Consider the following 25,984-nt stretch of genomic DNA (forward strand, 5'->3'; position numbering starts at 1 on the left):
GACGCGCTGGATAAATAACGGCACGCCGGCGTTTGTCAAGCGGCGATCCGGGGGCGGGGTGGAGTTGTGCCGGCCTGCGGCTGGCGATAGGATTTCCGTCCAGCCATCGCAGGGGATTGCCGCGTTGATCACTCTTGTCTTCACCCTGTTGTTCGAACTGATCCGGCTATACACATGGGTGCTGGTGATCTCGTGCGTGTTCAGTTTCCTCTATGGATTCGGCGTGCTCGATCCCCGTAACCGGATCGTGTGGAATATCGGCAGTTTCCTGAATCGCCTGACGGAACCCGTCCTGCAGCCGATCCGCCGTATCCTGCCGGCAATGGGCAACATGGATTTCAGCCCGCTGGTGCTGCTGCTGCTGATCCAATACCTGCTCACCCCGTTGCTGCGGCAGCTTTATTTTGCCCTGATCATCGGCGGCATACCCTGAGAGACGGGCAATTTTCATCCTTCACGAAGCGGACATAATTCCGGCCCACGATGGCCGGCGTGACAAGAGAAAGGACATGGCCATGACCGGACGTATCGCCGTTTCGTCGGCTCTTGCCGTTCTGGCGCTCGCTGCGGGTATCGGGGCGGCGCGGGCGCAGATGCCGAGCATGCCCGGGATGCCCGGCATGAATATGGGCAGTGGGCTGGGGATGCCGTCCGTGACGTCGGCGGCGCCGGGCAATCTGGCGGGCGTGCTGGGGTTCTGCGTGCAGAACAACTACCTGGGTGCCGGCGCGGCGTCCCCGGTCATGAGCGCCCTGGGCCAGAAGACCGGCACCGACAGCAGCCAGTACCAGGCCGGGCAGCGCGGCCTGCTGGATACCGGAAATGGCGGGACATTCTCGCTGGCCGGCGCCGGTCAGGGCATCAAGCAGCAGATGACACAGAAAATCTGCAACATGGTCCTCAGCCGCGCGCAATCGCTGCTGTAACCGTAAGGGGCATCGCCCCTTGCCGCCTTATTCGCCGATACTGAGCAGCACCTTCGACGCGCTCTGCCGGTCGGACGACGCGGTGAAGGCGGCGTCATAGGACGTAAAGCCGAATTCGTGGGTGACCAGCCCGTCTGCGATGTCGGGATGCGTCGCCAGCAGGGCCAGCGCGTCGGCGAATTCGGAATCGAATCGGAACGATCCGCGCAAATCCAGTTCGCGCGCGATGATCTGCGCCATCGGCACTTCGATATTGCCCGGAGGGAACATCCCGACCTGGACCAGGACGCCGCCCCGGCGTGTATGCGCGATGGCGAAGGGCAGGGCCCGGACGACGCCGGTGGCCTCGAACACGATGTCGAATTCCTCGTCCGGGGCGGCGGTGGCGGTGTTCCAGGTCTCGGTCGCGCCCAGGCGGCGGGCGACCGACAGCGGAAAATCATGCAGGTCGGTGGCCACGATGCGGGCGGCCCCCCGCACGGCCAGGCCGGCGACGATCAGCGCCCCGATGGGGCCGGACCCCTGGACCAGCACCGAGGCCCCGGCGCAATTCCCGGCACGGGCGATGGCGTGCAGCGCCACCGCGAACGGCTCGGCCAGTGCCGCGCGGCGCAGATCCAGCCCCGGCGGCAGATGATGCAGTTGCGACGCGGCGACGGTCATGGTCCGGCGGAACCCGCCATGGGTGTGGGGCAGGTAGGCCGCGCTGCCGAAAAACCGCATGTTGCGGCACAGGTTATGCAGCCCCCGCCGGCATTCGGGGCATGTCCCGCACGGGCGGGCCGGGTGGATCGCGACCGGGTCCCCGGCCTGGAAACCGGTGACGTTGGCGCCGCAGGATACGACGATGCCCGACACCTCATGCCCCAGCACCATGGGTTCGCGCAGGACGGATGCGCCCACCCCCCCATGGTGCAGGTAATGCATGTCCGATCCGCAGATGCCGCCCCAGGCGATGCGGACACTGACCTCGTCAGGGCCGGGCGGTGGAAGTGCGATCGAATCGATCCGCAGGTCGCCCGCGCCATGGATGACCAGGGCGTCGGTGGTGGAAAGATCCGTCATGAGATCCATCGCGTCGATATCCGCAGTGAAAAGGGGGAGCCGGCAAGGCGTGCCGCGACTATTGATCCGGATGGGGGGCGACAGAAATCACGATAAAGTCACTCTCGGCCGCCACGAGGTTTTCGGTGCTATCGCGGCACATCATGTCGCCGCATCGCGGCGTCGTACAGGCATGGAGCACATGGATGGCGGATCAGGCAGGAACGGGCGGGGCGGCCAGCGGCGTGTCGTCGGTGGTCAGGGACCTGGAACTGATCGCCCGGCAGGAGGGCGATCTGGTCCTGCCCGGCCTGACCGAGGACGACGCCTGGGAACTGGGATGCTGGCTGCGGCGTACGGCGGCGGACAGCGGCCACCCGATCGCGATCGACATCCGGCGCGGCGGGCAGACATTGTTCAGCGCGTGCCTGGACGGGGCGACGCCGGACAATCTGGGCTGGATCGCGCGCAAGACCCGCGTGGCCGAACGCTTTCATCGCCCTTCCTATGCGATCGGGTTGCTGCTGCAGCAGGAAGGCAAGACCATCACCACGCGTTTCGGCCTGCCGGAGGCCGAGTACGCCCCCTTTGGCGGCGCCTTTCCGCTGCGTGTGCGCGGGGTCGGGGTGGTGGGCACGGTCTGCGTGTCCGGCCTGCCGCAACGCGAGGACCACCGGCTGGTGGTCGAGGCGCTGGGCGCGTTCCTGGACGTCCCGGTGAATGGGATTCAGCTTCAGCCCTGATTGCGTTTATAAATTTTGCAGCGCACAAATACGAATTTGTGAAGTAGATCGCCTCCGCGGGTGCTTGCGGCGCATGGGGCGATGCCCTCTATCATGCCAATGCGTATCCTGCGGGGGCGGCGGCCATGCCGTTCCCGGGAAACGGGTTGCCCGGACGACCGACAGACAGGACTGCAACGCGAGGGAGGGGGCCGGATACGGCCCTGTGGAACTCTCGGCGCCGTATCGTGTTTTTTGGTGCAACGTCCGACCGCCACGGCAATCTCAACAATAACATAACGGGAACGGACCGGGGCCTGGCGCCTCGAGGGAGGACGGAATGACGCATCCGACCGGATGGGGTCTGATAGGTGCCAGCAATGTCGCACGGGAATGGATCATCGACGCGATCCGGGCACAGCCCGGAGGCGAGGTCCGCGCGGTTCTGAGCAGCAGTGCCGAGCGCGGCGCCGCCTTCGCCCGCGACAACGACATTGCCTATCACACCACGTCGCTGGACGATCTGCTGTCCAGGCCGGACATCGACGCGGTGTACATCAGCACGAACAATCGCCTGCATTTCGAGCAGACCATCGCCGCGGCGCGGGCAGGCAAGCATGTGCTGTGCGAAAAACCCCTTGCCCTGTCGGTCGAGGATGCGAACGAGATGGTCCGCGTCTGCCGTGCGTGCAACGTCGTGCTGGGCACCAACCACCATCTGCGCAACGCGGCGACCCATATCGCGATCCACGGCATGATCGAGGACGGGCGGGTCGGGCGGCTGATCGCCGGACGGGTCTTCCACGCCAATTTCCTGGCCGCCGCCCTGCAGGGCTGGCGCGTCAACGACCAGGGCGGCGGGGTGATCCTGGACAGCACCATCCATGATATCGACACCCTGCGTTTCCTGTTCGACCAGAACCCGATCAGCGTCTTCGCCATGACGCAGAGCGGCCGTCTGGCCCAGGACGGGATCGAGGACGGGATCATGGCCGTCCTGCGCTTTCCCGACGACATGCTGGTCCAGATCCATGGCGGCTATACCGTGCCCTATGCCCCGGGCGGGGTGGAGATCATGGGCGAGCGCGGCGTCATCATCGGCCGCGATTGCATGAGCCAGCGCCCGATCGGCACCGTGTCGGTGCGCGATGGGGATGGCGAACGTGAAATTCCGTTGAAGCACCATAATCTTTACCACCGAGCCCTGGAACTGTTCACCGATGCCATCCATGGCGGCGGCCTGCCGGCCGCCACCGGCGAGGATGGGGTTGCCTCGCTGGCCATTGCGCTGGCCCTGCGTGAATCCGCCAGAACCGGACGCGAGATCGGGGTAGACGTGACATGAAACAGCCAATTCTTGCCGGGGCCGCGCAGATGCGCGCCGCCGGTCCGTTGCCGCGCGCCGCGACCCGGGATGCGGGGATGGCGCACCACACCGTGACGACGGCGGACCTGCGCCGCGCGGCGTGGACCAGTTCCCTGGGCAGCGCCCTCGAATATTACGATTTCGCGCTTTACAGCCTGGCGGCGGCACTGGTGTTCGGGCCGCTCTTCTTCCCGCACCAGAGCCCCAGCATCGCGCTGATCTCCAGCTTCGGCACCTATTTCCTGGGCTTTGCCGTCCGGCCGGTGGGCGGCATCCTGTTCGGGATGATGGGCGACCGGTACGGGCGCAAGATGGTGCTGCTGATCACCGTCACCCTGATGGGCGGCGCCAGCACCGCGATCGGCCTGATCCCGACCTACCAGAGCATCGGCATCTGGGCGCCGGTCCTGCTGATCGTGCTGCGCTTGCTGCAGGGGCTGGGGGCCGGCGCGGAACAGGCGGGCGCCGCCGTGCTGATGACCGAATACGCGCCGAAGGGACAGCGGGGATTCTATGCCGCACTGCCGTTCCTGGGCATCCAGATCGGCACCGTCGTCGCGGCGGTGGTATATTTCGGGCTGCTGTTCCATGTCCGGGACGTCCTGGACAGCTGGATGTGGCGCCTGCCGTTCCTGCTCAGTTCGCTGATCCTGGTGGTGGCGCTGTACATGCGGGTGAAGCTGAAGGAATCGCCGGCCTTCGCCGAGATCGAGGAAGAGGAGCGCGCGCAGTCGCAGTCCCTGGCCGAGGTCGTGCGGGAATCGTGGAAGACGATCCTGCTGGGCATGGGCCTGCGGATGGCGGAAAACGGCGGGTCCTCGATCTACCAGGTGCTGGCCGTCAGCTATTCGGTCAATGTTGTGGGCATGCGCAACGCGACCGGCGCGCTGTCCCTGCTGTGCGCCGCGATCGTGGGGGCGTTCGTCGTGCCGGCCGCCGGCATGCTCAGCGACCGGTTCGGGCGGATCAAGGTCTATCGCGCCTTCGCGATCCTGCAACTCGTGGCGGCGATCCCGGTCTGGTACACCCTCAGCCTCGGCTACCTGCCGCTGACCATCCTGGCCCTGTCGATCGCGCTGGGCTGCGCCACGTGGGGGATGTTCGGAACGCAGGGGGCGCTGTTGCCGGAAATGTTCGGCAGCCGTCACCGGTATCTGGGCGTGTCGATGACGCGCGAGATCTCGGCCGTGCTGTCGGGCGGCCTGGCCCCGCTGGTGGGGTCGGTGATCATCGCCATGGTGTCCAGCCATTATGCCGACGCGGCCCGTCCGGGCCTGATCTCGTGGCTGCCGCTGGCGCTGTATGTCATGCTGCTGGCCTGCATGACCATCGTGGCGACCCTGTTCGCGCCCGAACCGCGCGATCGCGACCTGCTGGACCGGCGGGACCTGATCAATAGCTGAAGAGCCGCGCCGCCCCCGGATGGCTTTCGCCGCCGGGGGCGGTATCGTGGCGTCGTTCCGAGTTGGCGTGCAGGAGTATTTACGTGACCGCTTCAGTCGATCATCTGGCCGGGTCCTTTCTCCGGGTCCGGTCCGGTGCCCCGCCCCTGGCCCGCCTGCCCGAGGGGTACCGGGTCGTGTCCGCCGCCGACGCCTATGCGGTGCAGCACGAAACCATCCGCGCCCTGGGCGGGCGGATCGCCGGATGGAAGGTCGGGGCACGCACCCCCGAGGCCGAGCCCTTCGCTGCCCCGATCCTGCAGGCGACCCTGTTCGACGACACCACGGTCCTGCCGCCGGGCCTGTGCCGCCATATCGGCGTCGAGGCCGAGATCGCCTACCGGTTCGGCCGCGCGTTGCCCCCGCGCGACGAACCCTACACCACCGCCGAAATCCGCGACGCGATCGCCTCGGTCCACACGGCGATCGAAATCGTGGACACGCGCTTCGTCACCCCCGGCAGCCAGCCGGCGCTGGACCATCTGGCCGACCAGCAGAGCCATGGCGCCCTGTTCGTCGGCCCCGCGGTCGCCGACTGGCAATCGCTTGTTCCGCTGGAGGAACGGGTGATCCTGACGATCGACGGCAAGGTGGTCGCCGATCATGTCGGCGGCAATTCGGCGGGCGACCCCATCCGCACGCTGGTCTGGCTGGCCGGGCACGCCGCGCGGTACGCCGGCGGCCTGGCCGAAGGCGCGATCGTCACCACCGGGTCGACGACCGGCACCATCTTCGTCGCACCCGGCGCCCGCGTCAGCGCGACCTTCGCGCATCTGGGCACGCTGTCGATCACCTGCTGACCCTGGCACTGCTGACTCTGGCATCTGCCGGGCCCGGCCGCCTCAACCCTGTTCCATTCCCCCGCCCGCCATGCCGGGCGAAGACCGGAGACCATGAATGAAACCCGACATTCTCCTGCTCGAACCGATGATGCCGCAGATCGAAAAGGCGCTGGACGATGCCTATACCGTGCATCGCTTCACCGACGTGGCGGCCCTGAAGGGGGTCGCGTCGTCCATCCGCGGGATTGCGACGGGCGGGGGCGTGGGCGTGCCGCCCGACGTGATGGCGGCATTGCCGGAACTGGGGATCGTGGCGATCAACGGCATCGGTACCGACGCGGTGGACCTGAACGTGGCGCGTGAACGCGGCATCCGTGTAACGACGACGCCCGGCGTGCTGACCGCCGATGTCGCCGACATGGCCCTGGGCCTGATCCTGGCGACCTGCCGTGGGCTGGCGGTCGGCGACCGCTATGTCCGGGCCGGGTCGTGGGGTACGGCGCCGCTGGCGCTGGGCCACACCGTCACGGGACAGAAGATGGGGATCCTGGGCCTGGGCCAGGTCGGCCGCGCGATCGCAGCCCGGGGCCAGGCATTCGGCATGCCCATCGCCTATCACGACATCCGCGAATTCCCCGAGACCGGCTACACCTACCATGCCGACCTGGTCGAACTGGCGCGCGCCAGCGATATCCTTGTCGTCGCGGCGTCCGGCGGCGCGCAATCGCGCAACATCGTCAACCAGGCGGTGCTGGAAGCCGTGGGCCCCGAGGGCGTGCTGATCAACGTGGCGCGCGGCAGCGTGGTTGACGAGGACGCGCTGGTCGCCGCCCTGCAGGCCGGTACGCTGGGTGGCGCCGGGCTGGACGTGTTCCAGCACGAACCGCATGTGCCCGACGCGTTGAAGACGATGGACAATGTCGTGTTGCAGCCCCATCGCGCCAGTGCCACGGTGGAGACGCGCCTGGCCATGGGCGACCTGGTCGTGCGCAACCTTGCGGCCTGGTTCGCCGGGGAGTCGCTGCTGACCCCGGTCGTGTAGCATGAGGACGCCCCGGTGCGGTTCCCGGCCCCGGGGCGTGTCGGGGCCTGGGACCACAGGAAGGGTTTTCGGTGCATTCATCGCCTGACACGGGGCCTGACGCGGGGCCGGGAACCCTGGCCCATGTCATCCTCGACGACCTGGATGACGGGCAACTGGCCAGCCAGACCCGGCGGCACGAGGTCGACCAGGCGATCGCCGACCTGCGGCAGACGGCCCGTTTCATGCCCGAGGGGCTGACCGGGCCGTTCAACCTGCATCTGTCGGTCCAGACCAACGGGCTGATCTTCGACCTGCGTCACGCCGACGACGACCGGCCGTTGCGGATCTATCGGGTCTCGCTGATGCCGTTCCGGCGGCTGATCAAGGATTACATCCTGCTGGTCGACAGTTTCGACGAAGCGGTGACCGAGGGCAACACGATGCGGGTCCGCGCCATAGATATGGGGCGGCGCGGCCTGCATAATGACGGCGCCGAACTGATGATCGCTCGTCTGCGGGGCAAGATCGAAATGGATGCCGAAACCGCGCGCCGGCTGTTCACCCTGGCCTGCATCCTGCAACAGCGCCGATAGGGGAACAGCGGGCCTCAGGCGTCGGGCTGTCCCACCACCAGTTCGATCTCGATCAGGACCTCGGGATCGTCGAAACCGGGGACCAGGCGCAGGGTCGTGGCCGGGCGGCCCGCTCCGAACGCTTCGCGCAGGTGGGGAAAGCAGGCGGCGAAGCCATCGGTGTTGTTCAGCAGAAAGACAACCCGCGTCACGTCCTGCATGGCATGGCCGCTCCGCGCCAGGACCGCCGCGCCGTGGTCCAGGGCCAGGCGGCATTGCTCGACCAGGCCGGGGCCGGCCTGGCCGGTTGCCCGGTCGATCCCCGTCAGATGGTGAACATGGATGTCCTGTCCCGTCATGTCGTGCGGACGCTCCTTTGCCTATCGCAAAAATAACGGAATCGTCATATTCCGTTTCCGATGAATTTCAACCGCTGAAATGCGCTTCCGGTCCAGCCTGTGCCCCTGCGGCCATAACGGCAATGATCATGTCGGTCGTCCGCATGTCGGGACAAGCGGGGAGGGTGAAAATGGATCGGGGCGGTCTGGGCGGCGTGCAGCTTCATGCAAGCTGCGCCGCGCGCGGCGGGGAAGGCGTCCTGCTGACGGGGCCGTCGGGGGCGGGGAAATCGGACCTGCTGCTGCGGCTGGTGGATGCCGGCTACGATCTGGTCGCCGACGACCGGGTCGATTTTCTGGACGGGTGGGCCTCGGCCCCGGCGCGTCTGGCGGGGCTGATCGAAGTCCGCGGCATGGGGATCGCGCGGATGCCGTTCCTGGCCCGCGCGCGCGCCGTGCTGATGGTGCGCCTGGTCGGGCCGGGGCAATGGCCCGACCGCCTGCCGGTGCCCGGACAGGACGGGGTGACGGGCCTGCCGGAAATCCGGATCGATCCCGCTTTGCCGTCGGCCGTGGCACGGGTCAATCTGGCCCTTGACTGCCTGGATGGGCGTTGCAAAATGTTAACGTCCGAGCAGATGTGATGCGTGCGGTTCTTTCCTTGCCCGCCCGTTCGGTGTCAGATGCAGGGGCGTCGACTGCCTATCCATGTGCGGCGCGACGACCGTTCGCGGTTTCCGAACGGTTCGGCCCGTTGTCCAGCCAGGATTTCCCGTGACGGATTCTTCACATGACGGAGTGCCGGCGCCACGTCGCATCCTGCTGGTCACCGGCCTGTCCGGGGCCGGAAAATCCTCGATTCTGCGCATCCTCGAGGATCTGGGCCACGAGGTGATCGACAACCCGCCGCTGGGCATGCTGGACGAGATCGTGACCCGTGCGGAACAGCCGGTGGCCATCGGCGTGGATTCCCGCACCCGGGGGTTCGACGCCACGGCGGTACTGGCGGCGCTGGCGCGGCTGCGCGTCAATCCGGAATTGCAGGCCGAACTGATCTATGCGACCGCCGAGGAAAGCGTGCTGCTGCGCCGCTATACCGCGACGCGACGCCGCCATCCGCTGGCGATGCGCGGCACGGTCAAGGAAGGCATCGAGGCCGAGATCGCGCTGACCGCCCGGCTGCGGGCGGCGGCGGACGTGGTGATCGACACCTCGGACCTGCCGCCGCCGGAACTGCGGCAGATCGTCGAAACGCGCTTCGGCCAGTGGGGCGGCCGCATGGCCGAGGGCCTGACCGTCGCCCTGATGTCCTTCGCCTTTCCCGCCGGCCTGCCGCGCGAGGCCGACATGGTCTTCGACGCCCGCTTCCTGCGCAATCCGTACTACGACCCCGCCCTGTCCAGCCTGACGGGGCTGGACGCCCCGGTCGCGGCCTATGTCGGCGCCGATCCCGATTATCTGCGCTTCCTGGACCAGATCGACGGAATGCTGGACCTGGTGCTGCCGCGCTTCGTGCGCGAGGGCAAGAAATACGCCACCATCGCCATCGGCTGCTCGGGCGGGCGGCACCGGTCGGTGACGCTGGTCGAAGCCCTGGCCGGACGGCTTGCCGAGCGTGACAGAACGGAATCTGCCCCCCATATTGAAAAGGCCTCTGGCCCGCCCGATGTGCAATCGGCTATGGCGGATGGGCGGGGGGCATGGCCGGTCATCGTCATGCACCGCGAGCTCGCCCGACAGGGACGCTGCAGCTGGCGATGGGCCAGCCGGCCGAAGGAATACGCGACGGACGTCGTGGAAGGACGATATTCTTCATGATCGGTATGGTTCTCGTCACCCATGGCGAGTTGGGGGAAACCCTGAAACGCGCGATGGAACACGTGGTGGGGCCCCAGCGCCAGTTGTCCACCTTGAATATCGAGGCCGAGGACGACCCCGTGCTGCGTCGCGGGGATCTGCAGGCGGCGATCGCCGGCGTCGATACTGGCGACGGCGTCCTGTTGCTGACCGACATGTTCGGCAGCACGCCGTCCAACCTGGCGATTTCCACCCTGGAAGACGGACGGGTCGAGGTTCTGGCCGGCGTCAACGTGCCGATGCTGGTGAAGCTGGCGCAGATCCGCAACGGCCATACGCTGGCCGAATGCGCGGACCTGGCCGAAGGCGCGGGGCGCAAATACATCTCCACCGCCTCGCATCTGCCGCCGCAGTGCCTGGGCGGCGCGCGCAGCTGCCTGTATGGCGACCGCCCGGCAGAGGTGCCGCCCCAGGTGGCGTACCGCGCCGCGCCGCGGCGGGTCGCCGCCGGCTGATCCGGGCATGTCCACGGCCGGGCTTGATCCCCAGGACCCCGAAGTTCTGTCCGTCACCGTGACCATGGTCAATCGCCGTGGCCTGCATGCGCGCGCGGCGGCGAAGCTGGTCACGGTGGCCGAGCAGTTCGACGCGAATGTCGAGGTCGCGCGCGCCGACCAGAGCGTCTCGGCCCGTTCGATCATGGGGCTGATGATGCTGGGCGCGGGACGGGGGGAATCGATCATGCTGCTGGCCACGGGATGGGATGCCCATGCGGCGGTCGAGGCCCTTGTGGCCCTGGTCGAGGCCGGCTTCCATGAAGACGACTGACGGCATGTCCAGCGGCGTTTCGGGCGCCGTCCCCGCCGAAGGACGCGGCCGGCGCGCGCGTGCCGCCGACCGTGGGACCCGGGTGCTGGCGGAATACCGGCTGGAAGGGGACGCGACCGCGCATGGGGTCGCCATCGGCCCCACGGCGATGGCCGTCGAAGGCCCCGCGCCCGATATCGACGAGGCCGCGCGCGCCGACGACCCCGCCCACGAACAGGCCCGCCTGACCGAGGCGATCGAACGGTCGATCCGGCAGGTCGAACGCCTGCGCGACCGGCTGGCCCTGCTGCCCGAGGACAGCAAGCTCGAAATCGGGTCGCTGCTGGAGGTCTATCGCCGGATGCTGGGCCCGTCGCGGCTGCAACGCGGCATCCGGCAGCGTATCGCCCAGGACGGGCTGCTGGCCGAGGCCGCCGTCCGGCAGGAGGCCGAGGCCCTGGCGCAGGCCATGCTGGGCGGGCCCGGTCGCCCGGCGCCGGCCGGCGAGGACGCCGCCGCCGCCCAGCGCCGCGCCGGCGAATTCCGCGAGATCGGGCGCCGGCTGGTCCGCAATCTGGGCCAGATGCCTTTCCGTTCGTTCAACGCGCTGCCCGTGGGCGCGGTGCTGGTGACCGAACAGCTGCGCCCCTCCGACGCCGCCCTGATCGACCCGTCGCGCATCGTCGCGGTGGTGACCGAAGAGGGCGGGTCGACCGACCATACCGCGATCATGCTGCGCGCGCTGGGCATTCCCGCCGTGCTGGCCGTCCACGGGCTGATGGCGCGGGTGCGCGACGGCGCCACCATCGTGGTCGACGGCAGCGCCGGCACGGTGGTGATCGACCCCGGCGAGGACACGCTGGCGGCCGCCCGTCGCGGCGTGGCCGACTACGCGCGCGAACGCCAGGCGCTGGGCCGTCTGCGCCGCCTGCCGGCCAAACTGTCCAGCGGCGAAAAGCTGCAATTGCAGGCCAACCTGGAACTGCCCGCCGAACTGCCGCTGATCGCGCAGTCCGGTGCGTCGGGCATCGGGCTGCTGCGCACCGAATTCCTGTTCATCAACGCCCAGACGATGCCCGACGAGGACGGACAGGAAGCGGTCTATACCGAAGTGATCGCGGCGATGGCCGGCGATACCACCACCATCCGCGTCGTCGACTGGGGCGGCGAGAAGCAGAGCGAGGCCCTGACCCGCGCGGGCCTGGCGGACGCGGGCGACAATCTCAACCCCGCGCTGGGGGTAAGGGGGCTGCGCCTGCTGCTGCGCCATCCCGCGATCCTCGAAACGCAGTTCGCCGCCATTCTCAGGGCGTCGGCGGCCGGCCCGGTTCGCGTCATGCTGCCGATGGTGACCTCGGCGCACGAAATCCGCGAGGCGCGCGAGATCTATCATCGCGTCGCCCGCCGCCTGCGCCGCCGGGGCGTGAAGCTGGGCGACACCCTGCCGCCGCTGGGCATCATGGCGGAAACGCCGGCTGCCGCGATCATGGGCGACGCCCTGGCGCAGGAGGCCGAGTTCCTGGCCATCGGCACCAACGATCTGACGATGTACACCCTGGCGGTGGACCGGGCCTCGGCCGAGGTCGCGTCGCTGTATCACCCGCTGCATCCCGCCGTGCTGCGCCTGATCCAGACGGTGACCGAGGCTGCGCTGCGCCAGTATCGGCCGATCTCGGTCTGTGGCGAGATCGCGGGCGACCCCCGGGTGGTGCCGCTGCTGATCGGGCTGGGCCTGCGGTCGTTCTCGATGACCGCCTCGGCGGTGCCGCGCGTCAAGCGGGTGGTGCGCGCCCTGTCGTTCGAGGATTGCCGGCGCCTGGCCCATCGCGTGATGCAGGTGTCGGGCGTCGATGAAGTGACCGCCCTGATCGACGCCTTCGCCGCCGGCGAATGATGTCCGGGGCGTGGTTGGCGTCCGGCCAGGGGGCCCTGGTGGGTTCGGGCAAAGCCCGATCATCGCCCCGATGGTGATGACAGTCCGTGCGGTCGAACTGCCCTGGCGGGATCCGGACGATGTGCTGTGGTCCTGGCGGGACGAACCGTGGCTGGCCTGCCTGGACAGCGGTGGAGAGGTCGGCCCGCGCGCACGCTGGACCATCCTGTGCCGCCGGCCGATCCATGTGGTCGATTGGCGCGGCGGGGTCTGCCGCCTGGACGGCGTGCCGGTCGCGGGCCAGGGGGCGGGGGAAGACATCGACCCGCTGGCGGTCCTGCGCGGCCTGCTGCCGCCGCGCATCCCGGCCGGCGACTGGCCGTTCGCCAGCGGCCTGATCGGCTTCGCGGGCTACGCGGTGGGGCAGCGCCTGGAAGGGGTGGCGACCCGCCATGCCCCGGATCCGGCCTGTCCGGATCTGGCGGCGGGCTATTACGATCATGCCCTGCTGTTCGACCGCATGGCGCGGCGGGTGCATCTGGCGAGCATTCGTGCCGAACCCGGCCCCCTCTTCGCCCGCACCATGGCGGAGTGGCAGGCGATCGCGACCGCGCCGCCGCCCGCCCCCCTGCCGCACCTGCGCTTCGTGCCCGACCAGACGCCCGACCACTACGTCGCGGCGGTGGCCCGCGCGGTGGAACGGATCGCCGCCGGCGACATCTTCCAGGTCAACATCACCGGGCGCATGCGCGCCGTCCGTCCCGGCGGCCTGGCGGATATCGACATCTATCGCGCGCTGCGCCGCGCCTCGCCCGCGCCGTTCGGGGCGTGGCTGGCCTGTGGGCCGGGCTTCGGCCTGCTGTCGGCGTCGCCCGAACGGTTCGTGCATCTGGGGGCGGACGGCACCCTGCGGACGCGGCCGATCAAGGGCACCCGCCCGCGCGGCGCCACCGCCGACGAGGACGCGGCCCTGCGCGCCGAACTGGCGGCGGACGACAAGGAACGGGCCGAAAATGTGATGATCGTGGATCTGATGCGCAACGATCTGGGCCGGGTGGCGCGGATCGGCAGCGTCCATGTCCCCGAACTGCTGGCGGTCGAACGCTTCGCCCATGTCCATCACCTGGTGTCCGAGGTGCGGGCGGTCCTGGCCCCGGGGCGGGATGCCTTCGACCTGCTGCGCGCCACCCTGCCGCCGGGCTCGGTCACGGGCGCGCCCAAGCAGCAGGCGATGCGGATCATCGACACGCTGGAAGCCTCGGCCCGGCACGCCTATTGTGGGGCGGTCTTTCGCATCGGAACCGACGGCGCGATGGACAGTTCGGTCATCATCCGCGCGCTGGCGACGACCCCGCACGGGATCGAGGCCGCGGCGGGGGGCGGGATCACCATCCTGTCCGATCCGGATCGGGAATATGCTGAAATGTGCCTGAAGATCGCGCCGCTGCTGTCTCTGTTCGACGGGACGGCCGGATCATGAGGTGGCTGTGGCTGAATGACGGGCTGGTGGCGGCCGATGCAGCGCGCATCGACCCAGGTGATCGCGGCCTGACCCTGGGCGACGGCGTGTTCGAGACGATGCGCGTGGCCCACGGCCGTATCGCCCATGTCGCCCGGCATCTGGACCGGCTGTGCCAGGGGGCGGAAGTGCTGATGTTCCCCAGGCCGGACCTGGACCGGGTCGAAGACGCGCTGCGCCAGGTGGTACGGCGCAACGACATGACGGACGGATCGCTGCGCCTGACGCTGACGCGCGGTTGCGGCCCGCGCGGGGTCATGCCCCCGGCCCAGCCGTCGCCGACCCTGCTGGTCACGCCCGCCCTGCCGCCCGCCACCCCGCCGCCGCCCGCGCACATGATCGTCAGCACACAGATCCGGCGGGACGAGGCCTCGCCGCTCTCGCGGATCAAGAGCCTGAACTACCTTCCCAACATCCTGGCGCGGCTGGAAGCCGCCCGGCAGGGCGGCGACGAGGCGCTGATGCTGAACCTGGCCGGCCGGGTGGCCGAGGCCTCGGCCAGCACCGTCGTCATCCACCGCCAGGGCCGGCTGGTGACGCCGCCGGTGGCCGAGGGCGCGCTGCCGGGCATTGCACGTGCGGTCCTGCTGGCGGCGGGGATGCTGGACGAGGCCCCGCTGGAACTGGACGATCTGCGCCAGGCCGACGGCGTGTTCCTGACCAGCAGCCTGTCGGTGCGCGAGGTCGCCCGTCTGGACGGGGTGGTCCTGGCGCGTAACGCGGGAATGGCGGACGCCATGCGGGCCTGTGTGTATTCGTAGGAATACCAGGTCGGGCTTTGGCCGAACCCACCAGGGCCTGAGGCCCTGGACCCCGATGGGGGATATTTCCAAAGGCGCGGGGCCTTTGGCGGGTCGGAAGGTCGTGCTTACAGGGTAAGGTTCGCGCGCAGATAATAATATCCGCCATTCATGTCGAGCTGCGAAGTGCTCATGTAATACTGCGGAACGCCGAGATAGCGGTTCTTGTCCGGTACCCTGCTGGGCCGCGCATCAAAGATATTGTCCGCCCCAAGCGTGAACGACCAGTTCCGGTTGGCACGGTAGGTGATGTCCAGGTTCGTGATGAATTTGGGCGTGTTCCGGAACGGAAGGAAGACCGAATTGGACAGGGCGCCCGTATTGGCCGCTCCGGTATAATAGGTCAGTTCGGACGTGGTCTGGCCGTAACGGATCTCGTGCACGCCGACCGTCCACGCCCCGTTCGTGAAACGTCCGCCGAATATGATCTTGCTGCGCGGATAGGCCGTCGTCAGATATGCGATGCTCTGGGCCGACAGAAGGGGCCGCCCAGTCGTACCGTCCGCCTGATGCGAAAGGCGGGTGCGGTTCAGATTGATGGCGACATCCCAGTTGATCGTGCCGACATTGCCCAGTCGGGTCGGGTAAGTGGCGGTCAGGTCCAGCCCCTGCGTGCGCGTGCTGGCCACGTTCGCAAACCAGTTGGCCGAAAGAGAGGCGTCCGCCCAGTTGTCCGATCCATCGGGCAAGGTGAAGCCGTTCAGGGCAAGAGCGGAACGCGCCGGATTGCCGATGATATTGCCGCCCGGCAGGATCTGGTCCCGCAGATTGATCTGATAGACGTCGACGGTCACATGCAGGTTTTTCACGGGCTCGATGATGATGCCGCCCGTGGCGTTCGTGGACCGCTCGGGCTTCAGCTGCGCGGCGCCATTGGCCAGGGCGCCGGGCGAATTCGCGGCAATCAGCCCGCGCGCCGCCGTGGGCGAGATGGTCAGCGAACTGTAATGCTCCTGCGCCAGCGTGGGCGCATGGAAACCGTTCGAGAGGGTGGCGCGGAAAGCAAGCCATTTGAAGGCATCGTAACGGGTGGAGACCTTGCCCGTTTCCGTATCGCCGACATCGGTATAATGCTCGTACCGGCCCGCGAGATCCAGTTGCCAGTTTTTCAGAAGATGCGTGGCGACATCGATATAGCCGCCAACCACATCCCGGTTGTAATTTCCGGCGTTGCCCGGGTTGGTTCCCGCCAGGGCGTCGGAACCGCTGCCATAGGTCGAATCGGGAGAACCCGTGCCGACCGAATAGCTTTCGTAGCGATATGTCGCGCCGCCGGCCACGTTGATGCTATGCGGCCAGCCCGATACATGAAACGCCCTGCTCAGGTCGAAGGTGTTGCTCCACTGCGCGTCGTTGAAGCCCTGCGCCTGAATGGTTGTCGGCGTGCGGCCGGTGTCGCGTGCGACAGCGAAATTTGCCGAGTCCTTGAGGCCGATGGCGTCATAGTCGCGTCCATAGACCGATGAAAGATCCCAGTTCCAGCCAAGAAGAATGCCCTTTACCCCCGCCGTGACCTCCCAGTCGTTCTCGTCGATCGTCTCGAGAGGCGAGTAACCCCTGGGATAAATCGCCGCGTACGCGGGGTAATTGGTCAGAGAGCCGGGCAGGCGATAGTTCTGATACGCTTCCGCATGCCGGTGGGCATAAGTCGCGAGTGCGTAAGCCTGGATATCGTCGGTCAGATTATAGCCTGCCTTGATCGCCACGCTTTCGCGCGTCTGCTCCGGCTGGCCCTGAAGTTTGTTGATTTTCGTCCCCGTCCTGAGATCGGGTGCGCTGCGGTAGGTGTGATCCTGGTGAACGAAGTCGCCGCTGACATGCATGAATCCGCGTGCGCCGAGCTTCGCGCCGCCATCAAGATAGACACCCTGCTGGAAGCCGTCCTTCGCCGCGGTGATGCCGCTGATCGACTGGGCATTGAAGCCATGATTCTGCTTCTTGAGAATGACGTTCACCACGCCGGCGACGGCGTCCGACCCATACTGGGCCGAGGCTCCGTCGCGCAGGACTTCCACGTGATCGATGGCCGCAAGGGGAATCATGTCGATATCAACAGGGGTCGTGCCCTGTTGCGGCCCGCCGTCGGCATAGAGATTCGCCGTGGTGTGGCGCCGCTTGCCGTCCACCAGGACAAGGGTCTCGTTGGGGCTCAGCCCGCGCAGACTGAAGGCCGATGTCAGGGCGCCGGTGTCGAATCCGCCGGTGGGAAGCGTAAGGGACGGCAGCAGCAGGCCGAGCGCCTGACGAAGATTCGGCTGCCCCGTCTCGGAAATCTGCTTCGCTGAAACGATGTCGATCGGCGCCACGCTGTCCCGCGCCTTTTTTCCTATCTCGCGCGTGCCGGTCACGATAATGGTCTCGCCGGCATCGGCCGCCTGAACGGGTCGGCCGGACGTGCGCACAGGCGCATTCACCGTCCGTGCATGTGCGGGCCCGGGTGTCGTGTCAGGCGTGGGGGCAGCCCTTGCCTGCATCATCGGCTCGAACGACAGAATGGAGGCGGCAAGCAGCGTGCACCGGAAGCTGCCATTCAGAACGGATATCGCCTTGCCGATACGGGCGGGATTCGTGGTTGGTGCAACGAGTGAGGGCAAGGGGCGTCTCCATAATTCACCAAAAGATAATGTTGATATAAAAAATACCACCATTAAGATTAGTGACTTGTATCATCGCTCCATACGATCGTGAATTTTTTAAATACACGTTTCAACCCATTTCCAGGGGGTGTGTCTTTTGGGATACATAGTGTTGCGATATCGAACCATGCCGACACGGGACCATGACCGGGCAGGCCCCGCCTGCGCCTGAATCTTGCACTGGACGATTGCCCCTGCGATCCGGGTTGGATAAGGGACGCGGGCTTTGCACCCCCTCGTGAAAGGTCGCCCCCGATGACCCAGACGCCCGTGCCGGTCCGGCGCGCCCTGATTTCCGTCTCCGACAAGACGGGACTGCTCGATCTTGCCCGCGCCCTTGTCGCCCATGGGGCGGAAATCCTGTCGACCGGCGGGTCGGCCAAGGCGCTGCGCGAGGCCGGCTTGCCGGTGACCGAGGTGTCGGACCACACCGGCTTCCCCGAAATCCTCGACGGCCGCGTCAAGACGCTGGTGCCGCAGATCCATGGCGGCATCCTCGGCCGCCGCGACCTGCCCGCGCATCTGGCGCAGATGCAGGCGCACGGCATTGCGCCGATCGACCTCGTCGCGGTGAATCTGTACCCGTTCGAGGCGACGGTGACCTCGGGCGCCGGCCCCGAGGACTGCATCGAGAATATCGATATCGGCGGGCCGGCCCTGATCCGCGCGGCGGCCAAGAACCATGACCATGTCGCCGTGCTGACCGATCCGGCCCAGTATCCGGCGATCATCGACGCGCTGGCCGCCGGCGGCACGACGCTGGCGGCGCGGCGCGCGCTGGCGGGGGCGGCCTATGCCCGCACCGCCGCGTATGATTCCGCCATCGCCACCTGGTTCGCGGCCCAGCGCGGCGACGTGCTGCCCGATCGGTTGACCGTGGCGGGCCTGCGCCGCGAAAGCCTGCGCTATGGCGAGAACCCGCATCAGCACGCCGCCTTCTATGCCGACGGCAGCACGCGCCCCGGCGTCGCCACCGCCCGCCAGGTGCAGGGCAAGTCCCTGTCCTACAACAACCTGAACGACACCGACGCGGCGTTCGAGGCCGTGGCGGAGTTCGACGGCCCGGCGGTGGTCATCGTCAAGCATGCCAACCCCTGCGGCGTCGCCACGGCCGACACGCTGGCGGCGGCATGGGACCTCGCGCTGCGCTGCGACCCGGTTTCGGCCTTCGGCGGGATCGTGGCCTTGAACCGCACCCTGGATGCCGAAGCCGCGTCGCGCATCGCCGCCATCTTCACCGAGGTCATCGTGGCCCCCGACGCGACCGACGAGGCCCGCGCCATCCTGGCGAAGAAGAAGAACCTGCGCCTGCTGCTGACGGGCGCGATGCCCGACCCGGCCGAAGGCGGCGTCACCATCCGCTCGGTCGCCGGCGGCTTCCTGGCCCAGACGCGCGACAACGGCCGGATCGCACCCGCCGACCTGAAGATCGTGACGGCCCGCGCGCCGACCGAGGCCGAGATGGCGGACCTGATCTTCGCCTTCCGCGTCGGCAAGCATGTGAAGTCGAACGCCATCGTCTACGCCAAGGGGCAGGCGACCGCCGGCATTGGCGCCGGACAGATGAGCCGCGTGGACTCCGCGCGCATCGCCGCGGTCAAGGGCGCCGAGGCCGCGAAGGCTGCCGGCCTGGACCAGCCGCTGACGACGGGCAGCGTGGTGGCCTCCGATGCGTTCTTCCCCTTCGCCGACGGGCTGGAAGCCGCCATCGCGGCCGGCGCCACCGCCGTGATTCAGCCCGGCGGATCGATCCGCGACGACGAGGTCATCGCCGCGGCCGACCGCGCGGGCATCGCCATGGTGTTCACAGGTATGCGTCACTTCCGGCACTGATCCCCCGGCGGCGGGGATTGCGGGGCGGGACGGGATCCATTTCACTGTCCCGCCCGTGCCGCGTCCGCCGCACCGGGACGGATGCAAGACGACAGAGACGAGCACTGGCATGGACACTTCCCGGCGTTTCCTCCTCCTTCCCGCCTCCTGCCTTCTGGCGGCCGCCGGGCTGTTCGTGTCCGCCGGGGCATTCGCCAGGGCGGCCGCGCCGGTCGCGCCGATGACGGCCCAGGAAAGCCATCCGATATCGGCCTATGATTTCGCGCCGCTGCCGGTGACGACAGGCGTCGTCGCCCAGTACCTGCCGACGCCGGCAGGGGATGTCGACGGGCTGATGCTGACTGATGGAACCCAGGTCCTGTGCTCGCACGAACTGGGCCTTGCCATCGCCAGCATCGTGAAGCCGGGCGACCGGATTTCCGTCAGCGGGCTGAAGGGCCGCGACCTGCCGATCGTCCGCGCCTATGCGGTGACCAGCCCGCGCGGCCGGCGGGTCGAGGACGCGGGGGCGACCTCGATGCGGCTGCCCACGCCGACCAGCGGGCCGGATATCGTGGTGACCGGCACGGTGCGGTCGCCCCTTTATTCCCTGCATGGCCAGCTGATCGGGGCGGTGATGCAGGATTACAGCGTCGTGTATCTGACGCCGGCCGAGGCCACGCGCCTGGCGGCGTGGCTGCAGCCGGGGCGCACGCTGCATGCCGTGGGCAATGGCAGCACGGGCGCGCTGGGGCGGGCGATCGACGCGCGCGACATCGGACCCGCGCCCGGCCAGACCATCCGCGTCGCGCCGGCCGACGCGCCGATGGCCGGCGCCTTTCCCGGCAGCGCCGCGTATGACGAAATCCCGGGCGCCACGTCCCGGCCGTGATTGCCCGACCCATCCCGCCGGCTGTAACATTGCGGTTGGCGGAGGATATTATATGCGCCAATTGCGTGTCAGGTCTGTAATATCCGCATGTCAAAGGGCGGGCCGTGAACGTGGATCGGCCGTCCGGTCGGTCGCCCGGTCCGTGCCAACAGGGGAAGCGGGGCTGCCTCATTGGGAAAGATGGCTGTTTTCCTCGGCAGGAAACGCCAGCGTTTGCTTGACAGCTTATTGCCACCTCGTTAGCTAGCGCCTGCACCCGCCTGGAGGTGTGAAATTTGGGTAAGGATCCGGACGACTCCCAGGAGTCCTTCGACCGCAGGTTGCGACAGGCCATGGACCGGCAGAAGCCGGACCGGGCGACGCAGCCGAAGGCGGCGGGGGGCGACATGTCCGACCTCGGGGTTGTCCTTCGGGCCGGCACCGAGATGGTATCGGCCCTGGTGGTCGGTGTCGCGATCGGATGGGGATTGGACCGATGGCTGGGCTCGCGCCCGGCGTTCCTGATCCTGTTCACGTTCCTAGGCGGCGCTGCGGGCGTGCTGAATGTCTGGCGTCTGGTCAGGACCATCGACACGCCGGGGGACAAGCCGGGCCCGTGACAGGGGCCGGAACGGTATAGGGAAGACGAAGTTGGCGGCCGGATCCACCATCGACGCACTCGGTCAGTTCGAACTCCACCCCATGCTGGGTGGGCTTGGGCAGTCGCTGCACTTCAGCCAGTCGCCGGTCATGATGATCGTCGCATCCATCCTGGTGCTGGCGTTCCTGTATGTCGGCATGCGTCCCGCCGCCGTCGTGCCGGGCCGTCTGCAGGCCGCGGCGGAAATCTGCTACGATTTCATCTACAACATGGCCGTGGACACGATCGGCCCGGAAGGCCGCGCCTTCTTCCCGTTCGTCTTTACCCTGTTCTTCTTCATCCTGGCCGGCAATTATCTCGGCCTGCTGCCCTTTTCCTTCGCGTTCACCAGCCATGTCGCCGTCACGCTCGCGCTTGCGCTGCTGGTGTTCGTCCTCTCGGTCATCGTCTCGCTCAAGGCGCAGGGCGCGAAATTCTTCGCGCATTTCATGCCTGCCGGCGCGCCGGTCGCCCTGGCGCCGCTGCTGGTGCCGATCGAGATCCTCTCGTTCCTCTCCCGTCCCGTCAGCCTGTCGATCCGACTGTTCGCCAACATGGTGGCAGGCCATGTGATGCTGGAGATGTTCGCCGCCTTCACGATCATGCTGGCCGGGCTCGGGCTGGTCGGCGACGTGCTCGCCGTCGGACCGGTGGCCATCAATATCGCGCTGATGGCGCTCGAATTGCTGGTGGGTGCGCTCCAGGCCTACGTGTTCGCGATCCTCACCTGCATCTACCTGCGGGAGGCGGTCGCACACTGATCGCGACCTATCCCCAGCCTCACCTGAACGCCTGAACAAACAAGGAAAGCCTCGCTATGGACATCGCTGCAGCCCGGGAAATTGGTGCCGGTATCGCCGTTATCGCCCTCGCCGGCGTCGGCATCGGCCTGGGTAACATCTTCTCCACGCTGGTCAGCAGCATCGCCCGCAACCCCGCCGCGCGTCCGCACGTGTTCGGCCTGGGCATGCTCGGCTTCGCCCTGACGGAAGCCGTGGCCCTGTATGCCCTGCTGATCGCCTTCCTGATCCTGTTCGTCTGAGCATCGGAGGCCGACGTGGCACGTTCCGCGGTGTCGATCACCCGAAAGGCGGCGTCGTTTGTGACGTCGTCCGCGCTGGCCCTGCCGCTGATGGCCATGGCCGCGCCGGGCGCGCGCGCCGTGGGCATGCCGCAGCTTGACTTCGCCAACCCCCTCGTCACCGGCCAGGTGATCTGGGGCGGCGTCATCTTTCTGGTGCTGTATCTGCTTCTCAGCCGTTCGGCGCTGCCGAAAGTCGAGAAGGTTCTTGCCACCCGTCGCCTGACGATCGAGAACGATCTGGATATCGCCCACCGCGCCAAGGCTCATGCCGACACCGCGGTCAATGACCTGCACCAGGCCCGTCGTTCGGCGATGGCCGAGGCGCAGGCCAACGTCGAGAAGGTGGTCGAGGACGCCCGCCTGGCCGCCCTGCGCCAGACGCAGGAGATGAACGCCCGTCTGGCGGAGGATATCCGCCAGGCCGAGGCGCGCGTCGCCGCGGCCCGGGCCCAGGCCCTGGGGTCCCTGCGTCAGATCGCCGACGAGACGGCGCAGGCTCTGGTTCATCAGGTGTCGGGTGCTTCGGTTCCGGGCGACGTGCTCGCCAGCCGGGTGAACGACGCCGCGACGGCCCACGGTTTCTGACCGGGGCGTAATAGGAACAGGTCCAAGACCATGCTGCACGAACCCCGTTTCTGGTCGGCCGTCGCATTCGTTCTGTTCTTCGTCCTGTTCGGGAAGAAGGTCTGGACGCCGCTGGTCAATGCGCTGGACGGCCGGGCGGCGCGCATCCGCGCCGATCTGGACGAAGCCGCGCGCCTGCGCCGCGAAGCCGAGCAGATGCTCGAGGACGCCACGCGCGAGCGCGAACTGGCCCTGGCCGAGGCCCGCGCCCTGGTCGAGCATTCGCTGGCCGAGGCGGCGCGCATCGCCGAGGAAGCCCGCAAGGAAGCCGAGGCCGTCGCCCGCCGACGCGAACAGATGGCCCGCGACCGGATCACGGCATCCGAACGCAGCGCGGTGCGCGAGGTCCGGCTGGCGGCGATCGACGTCGCCATGCAGGCGACGCGCGACGCTCTGGCCGCCGCTCTGCCCGCCGAGGCCGGCCAGACGATCATTGACCGGGCCATTGCCGACCTGCCGTCGGCCCTGACCCGTCACGCCGCCTGACGGGCCGCAGTTTCTGACCGCGCCCGCGTCCTCCGCCCGTCCGGACCCTGCTCTCACCATCGTGGTGGCGGTCCTGAACGAGGCGGACAATATCCGTCCCGTCTGCGTCGAAATGGCCGAGGCCTCCAAGGCCCTGCCGGACTGCGAATTCGTCTTCGTCGACGACGGCAGCACGGATGGGACCGTGGACGCCCTGCTGGCGGTCCGGCAGCAGGGCATCCTGACCGGCCTGCGGGTGCTGTGCCACGATCGCCGCCTGGGCAAGTCCGCGGCCCTGCGCACCGGCATCGAGGCTGCGCGCGGCCGCTGGATCGCGACCATCGACGGCGACGGCCAGGACGACCCCACCGAAATCGCCGGCATGCTGGCCCTGGCCATGGCCGCGACCGGGCGGCCGCCCCTGGTGGTCGGCGTGCGGCTGCGCCGGCGCGACACGCTGTCGCGCAGGATGGCGACGCGATTTGCCAACGGCCTGCGCCGGCGCCTGCTGCGCGATGGCTGCCCCGATACCGGCGCGCCGCTGAAGTTGTTCCTGCGCGACGATTTCATGCGGCTGCCGCAGTTCGAAGGGCTGCACCGCTTCCTGCCCTCGCTGATGGGGCGTTATGGCGTGCCCCTGCTGTGCCTGCCCGTGCGGCATCGCAACCGCCTGCACGGGCATTCCAAATACACGAACCTGAACCGGGCGCTGGTCGGCATCCGGGACCTTCTGGGCGTGATGTGGCTGAACAACCGCACGAGGCTGCCCCATCGCGTCATCGAACGCTGAGGAGGCGTGCCGGATGACGCGGCTGACCTTGCGCCACTATGTGCTGCTCGCGCTGTGCGCGTTCCTGATCTTCCTGCCCGGCCGGGCCACCCTGCCGCCGCTGGACCGCGACGAACCCCGCTATATGGAAGCCAGCGCGCAGATGCTGCGCAGCGGCAATTTCATCGACGTCCGCTTCCAGGACCAGCCGCGCTACCTGCAACCCGCCGGGATCTACTGGCTGGAGGCCGCGTCGGTGGCCGCCACCGGCACGCTGCGGCAGAAGGCGGTATGGGCCTATCGCATTCCCTCGCTGCTGGCGGTGACGGGCTCGGTCGTGCTGACGGCATGGATCGGGGCCACGCTGTTCGGGCCGGCCAGCGGGCTGCTGGCGGCGGGGCTGCTGGCGGTTTCGGTGCTGATGACGGCCGAAGGGCGCATGGCCACGATCGACACCACCTTGCTGCTGGTGGTTCTGCTGGCCGAAACCGGGTTGCTGCGCGCCTATCTGGACCGGGAACGCGACCGGCCGACCCCGCTGTCCGCCGCCCTGCTGTACTGGACGGCGCTGGGGGTGGGGCTGATGCTCAAGGGGCCGGTGGTGCTGATCCCGGGCTTCGGCACGCCGCTGGCGCTGGCACTGGTGGAACGGCGGGCGGACTGGTGGCGCCGGCTGCGGCCGGCCTGGGGATGGGCGCTGATGCTGGCGATCGTCCTGCCCTGGTGCATCGCCATCGGCGTCCTCAGCCACGGCGATTTCTTTTCCCGGGCGGTGGGGACCAACTTCCTGGGCAAGGTCGCCAGTGGCCAGCAGGCGCACGGGCTGCCGCCGGGCTATCACCTGGCGGTGTTCGCCGTCGCGTTCTGGCCGGGTTCGATCTTCGCGGCGATGGCGTTACCGTTCGTCTGGACCCGCCGGCGTCTGCCGTCGGTGCGGTTCCTGTTGTGCTGGATCGTACCACACTGGCTGGTGTTCGAGGCGATCGCGACCAAGCTGCCGCATTACGTCCTGCCGACCTATCCGGCCATCGCCCTGCTGACGGCCGCCGCAATCATGACAATGCCGCATCGCTGGTCCTGGCCGGCCAGCCGGTGGGGGCGGGGCGTGCTTGCGGCCTATGGGACAATCTGGTTCGTGCTGGGGGTGGCGCTCTGTCTGGCGGGGCCGGTCCTGCTGTGGCGGCTGGAACATGCCACCGAACCGGCGGCGCTGATCGTGCCCGCCGGCGCCCTGCCGCTGCTGGGGGTGGCGCTGTGGCTGCTGCTGCGGGGTGACGCACTGCGCGCGACCATGAGCGCGATCGCCGCCGCCGTGATCATCCACGTCGGCCTGTTTCTGACCGTCATCCCGAAATTGCAGACGATCTGGCTCAGCCCGCGTCTGGCGGCGCTGGTGGACGATTACCGTCCCTGTCCGGACACGGTCGTGGCCTCGCCCTCGTTCTCGGAACCCAGCCTGGTGTTCCTGGTTGGCCAGAACACCGCCCTTGTTGGCCCGGTCGGGGCGGCCGACCTGCTGCGGGACAACCGGGCCTGCGGCCTGGCGCTGGTAGACCGCAGGGACGAACCTGCCTTTCGCGCCCGCCTGCGCCAGAACGGGCTGGACGCCGTCGAATTCGGCCGCGTGGCGGGCCTGAACTATTCGACCGGCAAGCGCCTGGATATCGGGCTGTTCGCGCCTTCATCCCCCTGACGTTGCTTCGACAAGGGCTTTGCCCTTGACCCACCAAAGGGCATGGCCCTTTGGAAACCCGGTCGTTTTATCCCTGATCGGGGTCCAGGGGCCTCAGGCCCTGGTGGGTTCGGGCAAAGCCCGACCTACGTACGATCATCCATTGAAGAAAATCAGCGCGGTCGACAACCCGAAGGCGACCGCAAGGGCCAGGACGCCGACAAAATCCCAGATATTGAACGACCGGGCGCGATATGTGCTGCCGTGCCCGTAACGGCTCACTCCCCTCAACATGGGACCCTCCTGCCGGGAGGAAAGTGCCTCCCGATCGCCAGGATATGGGGGGCTGCCGGCCTGTTTGAAGACGGCATTCGGGGGCTCACGCAAAAAGAAGGGCCG

28 protein-coding genes are annotated in these 25,984 nt (G+C 68.0%); 24 read left to right on the forward strand and 4 right to left on the reverse strand.

Features of this window, described 5'->3' with window-relative positions:
* Positions 1 to 124: 124 nt before the first annotated feature.
* Together HLH34_RS05240 and HLH34_RS05245 are read left to right on the forward strand one after the other, a co-directional pair.
* Positions 125 to 433, forward strand: a complete 309-nt coding sequence (locus HLH34_RS05240) for a YggT family protein (RefSeq protein ID WP_183118534.1) — start codon at positions 125 to 127, stop codon at positions 431 to 433.
* Between the two features lie 82 nt (positions 434 to 515).
* Positions 516 to 926, forward strand: coding sequence for a YjjA family protein (locus HLH34_RS05245; protein ID WP_183118535.1), 411 nt, complete (start codon positions 516 to 518; stop codon positions 924 to 926).
* Between the two features lie 27 nt (positions 927 to 953).
* Here HLH34_RS05245 and HLH34_RS05250 read toward each other — a convergent pair whose 3' ends face one another.
* A complete protein-coding gene (locus HLH34_RS05250; protein WP_183118536.1) occupies positions 954 to 1,991 on the reverse strand; it encodes an L-idonate 5-dehydrogenase in 1,038 nt (345 codons plus the stop codon).
* Positions 1,992 to 2,176: 185 nt separating this feature from the next.
* On the opposite strand from HLH34_RS05250, the gene HLH34_RS05255 reads away from it, so the two are divergent.
* From HLH34_RS05255 to HLH34_RS05280, 6 genes are all read left to right on the forward strand, one after another.
* Positions 2,177 to 2,713, forward strand: a complete 537-nt coding sequence (locus HLH34_RS05255) for a heme-degrading domain-containing protein (RefSeq protein ID WP_183118537.1) — start codon at positions 2,177 to 2,179, stop codon at positions 2,711 to 2,713.
* A 319-nt stretch (positions 2,714 to 3,032) separates the two neighbouring features.
* Complete coding sequence (locus HLH34_RS05260; RefSeq protein ID WP_183118538.1) at positions 3,033 to 4,037, forward strand: Gfo/Idh/MocA family protein; 1,005 nt, start codon at positions 3,033 to 3,035, stop codon at positions 4,035 to 4,037.
* On the forward strand, positions 4,034 to 5,461 hold the full coding sequence (locus tag HLH34_RS05265; protein ID WP_183118539.1) for an MFS transporter: 1,428 nt from the start codon (positions 4,034 to 4,036) through the stop codon (positions 5,459 to 5,461). The genes HLH34_RS05260 and HLH34_RS05265 overlap by 4 nt, the downstream gene beginning before the upstream one ends.
* An 83-nt stretch (positions 5,462 to 5,544) precedes the next feature.
* Positions 5,545 to 6,300, forward strand: a complete 756-nt coding sequence (locus tag HLH34_RS05270) for a 2-keto-4-pentenoate hydratase (protein WP_264784257.1) — start codon at positions 5,545 to 5,547, stop codon at positions 6,298 to 6,300.
* A 97-nt stretch (positions 6,301 to 6,397) separates the two neighbouring features.
* Positions 6,398 to 7,324 (forward strand): 2-hydroxyacid dehydrogenase, encoded by a 927-nt coding sequence (locus HLH34_RS05275; protein WP_183118540.1) that lies wholly within the window; start codon positions 6,398 to 6,400, stop codon positions 7,322 to 7,324.
* 71 nt (positions 7,325 to 7,395) lie between these two features.
* Positions 7,396 to 7,899 (forward strand): UPF0262 family protein, encoded by a 504-nt coding sequence (locus tag HLH34_RS05280; RefSeq protein ID WP_264784258.1) that lies wholly within the window; start codon positions 7,396 to 7,398, stop codon positions 7,897 to 7,899.
* 14 nt (positions 7,900 to 7,913) lie between these two features.
* On the opposite strand, the gene HLH34_RS05285 is transcribed toward HLH34_RS05280, so the two are convergent.
* Complete coding sequence (locus HLH34_RS05285; RefSeq protein WP_183118541.1) at positions 7,914 to 8,237, reverse strand: Rid family hydrolase; 324 nt, start codon at positions 8,235 to 8,237, stop codon at positions 7,914 to 7,916.
* Between the two features lie 170 nt (positions 8,238 to 8,407).
* Between HLH34_RS05285 and HLH34_RS05290 the strand changes: the two genes are divergently transcribed.
* From HLH34_RS05290 to HLH34_RS05320, 7 genes are all read left to right on the forward strand, one after another.
* Complete coding sequence (locus HLH34_RS05290; RefSeq protein ID WP_183118542.1) at positions 8,408 to 8,860, forward strand: HPr kinase/phosphorylase; 453 nt, start codon at positions 8,408 to 8,410, stop codon at positions 8,858 to 8,860.
* A gap of 130 nt (positions 8,861 to 8,990) precedes the next feature.
* Positions 8,991 to 10,034 (forward strand): RNase adapter RapZ, encoded by a 1,044-nt coding sequence (gene rapZ / locus HLH34_RS05295; RefSeq protein WP_264784260.1) that lies wholly within the window; start codon positions 8,991 to 8,993, stop codon positions 10,032 to 10,034.
* Positions 10,031 to 10,528 (forward strand): PTS sugar transporter subunit IIA, encoded by a 498-nt coding sequence (locus tag HLH34_RS05300; RefSeq protein WP_183118544.1) that lies wholly within the window; start codon positions 10,031 to 10,033, stop codon positions 10,526 to 10,528. Before rapZ ends, HLH34_RS05300 begins: the two co-directional genes overlap by 4 nt.
* 7 nt (positions 10,529 to 10,535) lie before the next feature.
* Positions 10,536 to 10,841, forward strand: coding sequence for an HPr family phosphocarrier protein (locus HLH34_RS05305; protein WP_182944679.1), 306 nt, complete (start codon positions 10,536 to 10,538; stop codon positions 10,839 to 10,841).
* Positions 10,828 to 12,714 (forward strand): phosphoenolpyruvate--protein phosphotransferase, encoded by a 1,887-nt coding sequence (gene ptsP, locus HLH34_RS05310; protein WP_183118545.1) that lies wholly within the window; start codon positions 10,828 to 10,830, stop codon positions 12,712 to 12,714. The genes HLH34_RS05305 and ptsP overlap by 14 nt, the downstream gene beginning before the upstream one ends.
* A gap of 70 nt (positions 12,715 to 12,784) precedes the next feature.
* Positions 12,785 to 14,173, forward strand: a complete 1,389-nt coding sequence (locus HLH34_RS05315) for an anthranilate synthase component I family protein (protein WP_183118546.1) — start codon at positions 12,785 to 12,787, stop codon at positions 14,171 to 14,173.
* Entirely contained in the window at positions 14,170 to 14,973 is an 804-nt protein-coding gene (locus HLH34_RS05320; RefSeq protein WP_183118547.1) for an aminotransferase class IV, read from the forward strand. Before HLH34_RS05315 ends, HLH34_RS05320 begins: the two co-directional genes overlap by 4 nt.
* Positions 14,974 to 15,080: 107 nt before the next feature.
* On the opposite strand, the gene HLH34_RS05325 is transcribed toward HLH34_RS05320, so the two are convergent.
* Complete coding sequence (locus tag HLH34_RS05325; RefSeq protein ID WP_244959691.1) at positions 15,081 to 17,489, reverse strand: TonB-dependent receptor plug domain-containing protein; 2,409 nt, start codon at positions 17,487 to 17,489, stop codon at positions 15,081 to 15,083.
* A gap of 414 nt (positions 17,490 to 17,903) precedes the next feature.
* On the opposite strand from HLH34_RS05325, the gene purH reads away from it, so the two are divergent.
* The 9 genes from purH to HLH34_RS05370 all read left to right on the forward strand — a co-directional run bounded on the left by purH (position 17,904) and on the right by HLH34_RS05370 (position 25,606).
* A complete protein-coding gene (gene purH, locus HLH34_RS05330) occupies positions 17,904 to 19,481 on the forward strand; it encodes a bifunctional phosphoribosylaminoimidazolecarboxamide formyltransferase/IMP cyclohydrolase (RefSeq protein ID WP_183118548.1) in 1,578 nt (525 codons plus the stop codon).
* Between the two features lie 109 nt (positions 19,482 to 19,590).
* Positions 19,591 to 20,352 (forward strand): hypothetical protein, encoded by a 762-nt coding sequence (locus HLH34_RS05335; protein ID WP_183118549.1) that lies wholly within the window; start codon positions 19,591 to 19,593, stop codon positions 20,350 to 20,352.
* A 275-nt stretch (positions 20,353 to 20,627) separates the two neighbouring features.
* Positions 20,628 to 20,951 carry an AtpZ/AtpI family protein gene (locus HLH34_RS05340; protein ID WP_183118550.1) on the forward strand — a complete coding sequence of 108 codons (324 nt, stop codon included), beginning with the start codon at positions 20,628 to 20,630 and terminating at the stop codon, positions 20,949 to 20,951.
* 31 nt (positions 20,952 to 20,982) lie between these two features.
* Positions 20,983 to 21,732, forward strand: a complete 750-nt coding sequence (locus tag HLH34_RS05345; RefSeq protein WP_183118551.1) for a F0F1 ATP synthase subunit A — start codon at positions 20,983 to 20,985, stop codon at positions 21,730 to 21,732.
* 56 nt (positions 21,733 to 21,788) lie between these two features.
* Positions 21,789 to 22,013: an ATP synthase subunit C family protein gene (locus tag HLH34_RS05350; protein ID WP_012224283.1), complete on the forward strand. Its 225-nt coding sequence runs from the start codon at positions 21,789 to 21,791 to the stop codon at positions 22,011 to 22,013.
* 15 nt (positions 22,014 to 22,028) lie between these two features.
* Positions 22,029 to 22,640, forward strand: coding sequence for a F0F1 ATP synthase subunit B family protein (locus tag HLH34_RS05355; RefSeq protein ID WP_183118552.1), 612 nt, complete (start codon positions 22,029 to 22,031; stop codon positions 22,638 to 22,640).
* 30 nt (positions 22,641 to 22,670) lie between these two features.
* Positions 22,671 to 23,165 carry a F0F1 ATP synthase subunit B family protein gene (locus tag HLH34_RS05360; protein WP_183118553.1) on the forward strand — a complete coding sequence of 165 codons (495 nt, stop codon included), beginning with the start codon at positions 22,671 to 22,673 and terminating at the stop codon, positions 23,163 to 23,165.
* Between the two features lie 13 nt (positions 23,166 to 23,178).
* The gene (locus HLH34_RS05365) at positions 23,179 to 23,934 is read left to right on the forward strand and encodes a glycosyltransferase family 2 protein (protein ID WP_183118676.1); all 756 of its coding nucleotides are present in this window, start codon (positions 23,179 to 23,181) and stop codon (positions 23,932 to 23,934) included.
* A 13-nt stretch (positions 23,935 to 23,947) separates the two neighbouring features.
* Entirely contained in the window at positions 23,948 to 25,606 is a 1,659-nt protein-coding gene (locus HLH34_RS05370; RefSeq protein ID WP_183118554.1) for an ArnT family glycosyltransferase, read from the forward strand.
* Between the two features lie 135 nt (positions 25,607 to 25,741).
* On the opposite strand, the gene HLH34_RS05375 is transcribed toward HLH34_RS05370, so the two are convergent.
* The gene (locus tag HLH34_RS05375; protein WP_183118555.1) at positions 25,742 to 25,879 is read right to left on the reverse strand and encodes a hypothetical protein; all 138 of its coding nucleotides are present in this window, start codon (positions 25,877 to 25,879) and stop codon (positions 25,742 to 25,744) included.
* Positions 25,880 to 25,984 lie beyond the last annotated feature (105 nt).

The organism is Gluconacetobacter azotocaptans, assembly GCF_014174355.1.
GTDB classification, from domain to species: Bacteria; Pseudomonadota; Alphaproteobacteria; order Acetobacterales; family Acetobacteraceae; genus Gluconacetobacter; species Gluconacetobacter azotocaptans.

Coding starts and splice junctions, on each gene's coding strand:
- HLH34_RS05360 (WP_183118553.1), top strand. CDS start 22,671: ATGCTGCACGAACCCCGTTTCTGGTCGGCCGTCGCATTCGTTCTGTTC.
- HLH34_RS05265 (WP_183118539.1), top strand. CDS start 4,034: ATGAAACAGCCAATTCTTGCCGGGGCCGCGCAGATGCGCGCCGCCGGT.
- HLH34_RS05290 (WP_183118542.1), top strand. CDS start 8,408: ATGGATCGGGGCGGTCTGGGCGGCGTGCAGCTTCATGCAAGCTGCGCC.
- ptsP (WP_183118545.1), top strand. CDS start 10,828: ATGAAGACGACTGACGGCATGTCCAGCGGCGTTTCGGGCGCCGTCCCC.
- HLH34_RS05245 (WP_183118535.1), top strand. CDS start 516: ATGACCGGACGTATCGCCGTTTCGTCGGCTCTTGCCGTTCTGGCGCTC.
- HLH34_RS05275 (WP_183118540.1), top strand. CDS start 6,398: ATGAAACCCGACATTCTCCTGCTCGAACCGATGATGCCGCAGATCGAA.
- HLH34_RS05260 (WP_183118538.1), top strand. CDS start 3,033: ATGACGCATCCGACCGGATGGGGTCTGATAGGTGCCAGCAATGTCGCA.
- HLH34_RS05300 (WP_183118544.1), top strand. CDS start 10,031: ATGATCGGTATGGTTCTCGTCACCCATGGCGAGTTGGGGGAAACCCTG.
- HLH34_RS05370 (WP_183118554.1), top strand. CDS start 23,948: ATGACGCGGCTGACCTTGCGCCACTATGTGCTGCTCGCGCTGTGCGCG.
- HLH34_RS05325 (WP_244959691.1), bottom strand. CDS start 17,489: ATGATGCAGGCAAGGGCTGCCCCCACGCCTGACACGACACCCGGGCCC.
- HLH34_RS05285 (WP_183118541.1), bottom strand. CDS start 8,237: ATGACGGGACAGGACATCCATGTTCACCATCTGACGGGGATCGACCGG.
- HLH34_RS05315 (WP_183118546.1), top strand. CDS start 12,785: ATGGTGATGACAGTCCGTGCGGTCGAACTGCCCTGGCGGGATCCGGAC.
- HLH34_RS05305 (WP_182944679.1), top strand. CDS start 10,536: ATGTCCACGGCCGGGCTTGATCCCCAGGACCCCGAAGTTCTGTCCGTC.
- HLH34_RS05335 (WP_183118549.1), top strand. CDS start 19,591: ATGGACACTTCCCGGCGTTTCCTCCTCCTTCCCGCCTCCTGCCTTCTG.
- HLH34_RS05250 (WP_183118536.1), bottom strand. CDS start 1,991: ATGACGGATCTTTCCACCACCGACGCCCTGGTCATCCATGGCGCGGGC.
- HLH34_RS05375 (WP_183118555.1), bottom strand. CDS start 25,879: ATGTTGAGGGGAGTGAGCCGTTACGGGCACGGCAGCACATATCGCGCC.
- HLH34_RS05320 (WP_183118547.1), top strand. CDS start 14,170: ATGAGGTGGCTGTGGCTGAATGACGGGCTGGTGGCGGCCGATGCAGCG.
- HLH34_RS05255 (WP_183118537.1), top strand. CDS start 2,177: ATGGCGGATCAGGCAGGAACGGGCGGGGCGGCCAGCGGCGTGTCGTCG.
- purH (WP_183118548.1), top strand. CDS start 17,904: ATGACCCAGACGCCCGTGCCGGTCCGGCGCGCCCTGATTTCCGTCTCC.
- HLH34_RS05350 (WP_012224283.1), top strand. CDS start 21,789: ATGGACATCGCTGCAGCCCGGGAAATTGGTGCCGGTATCGCCGTTATC.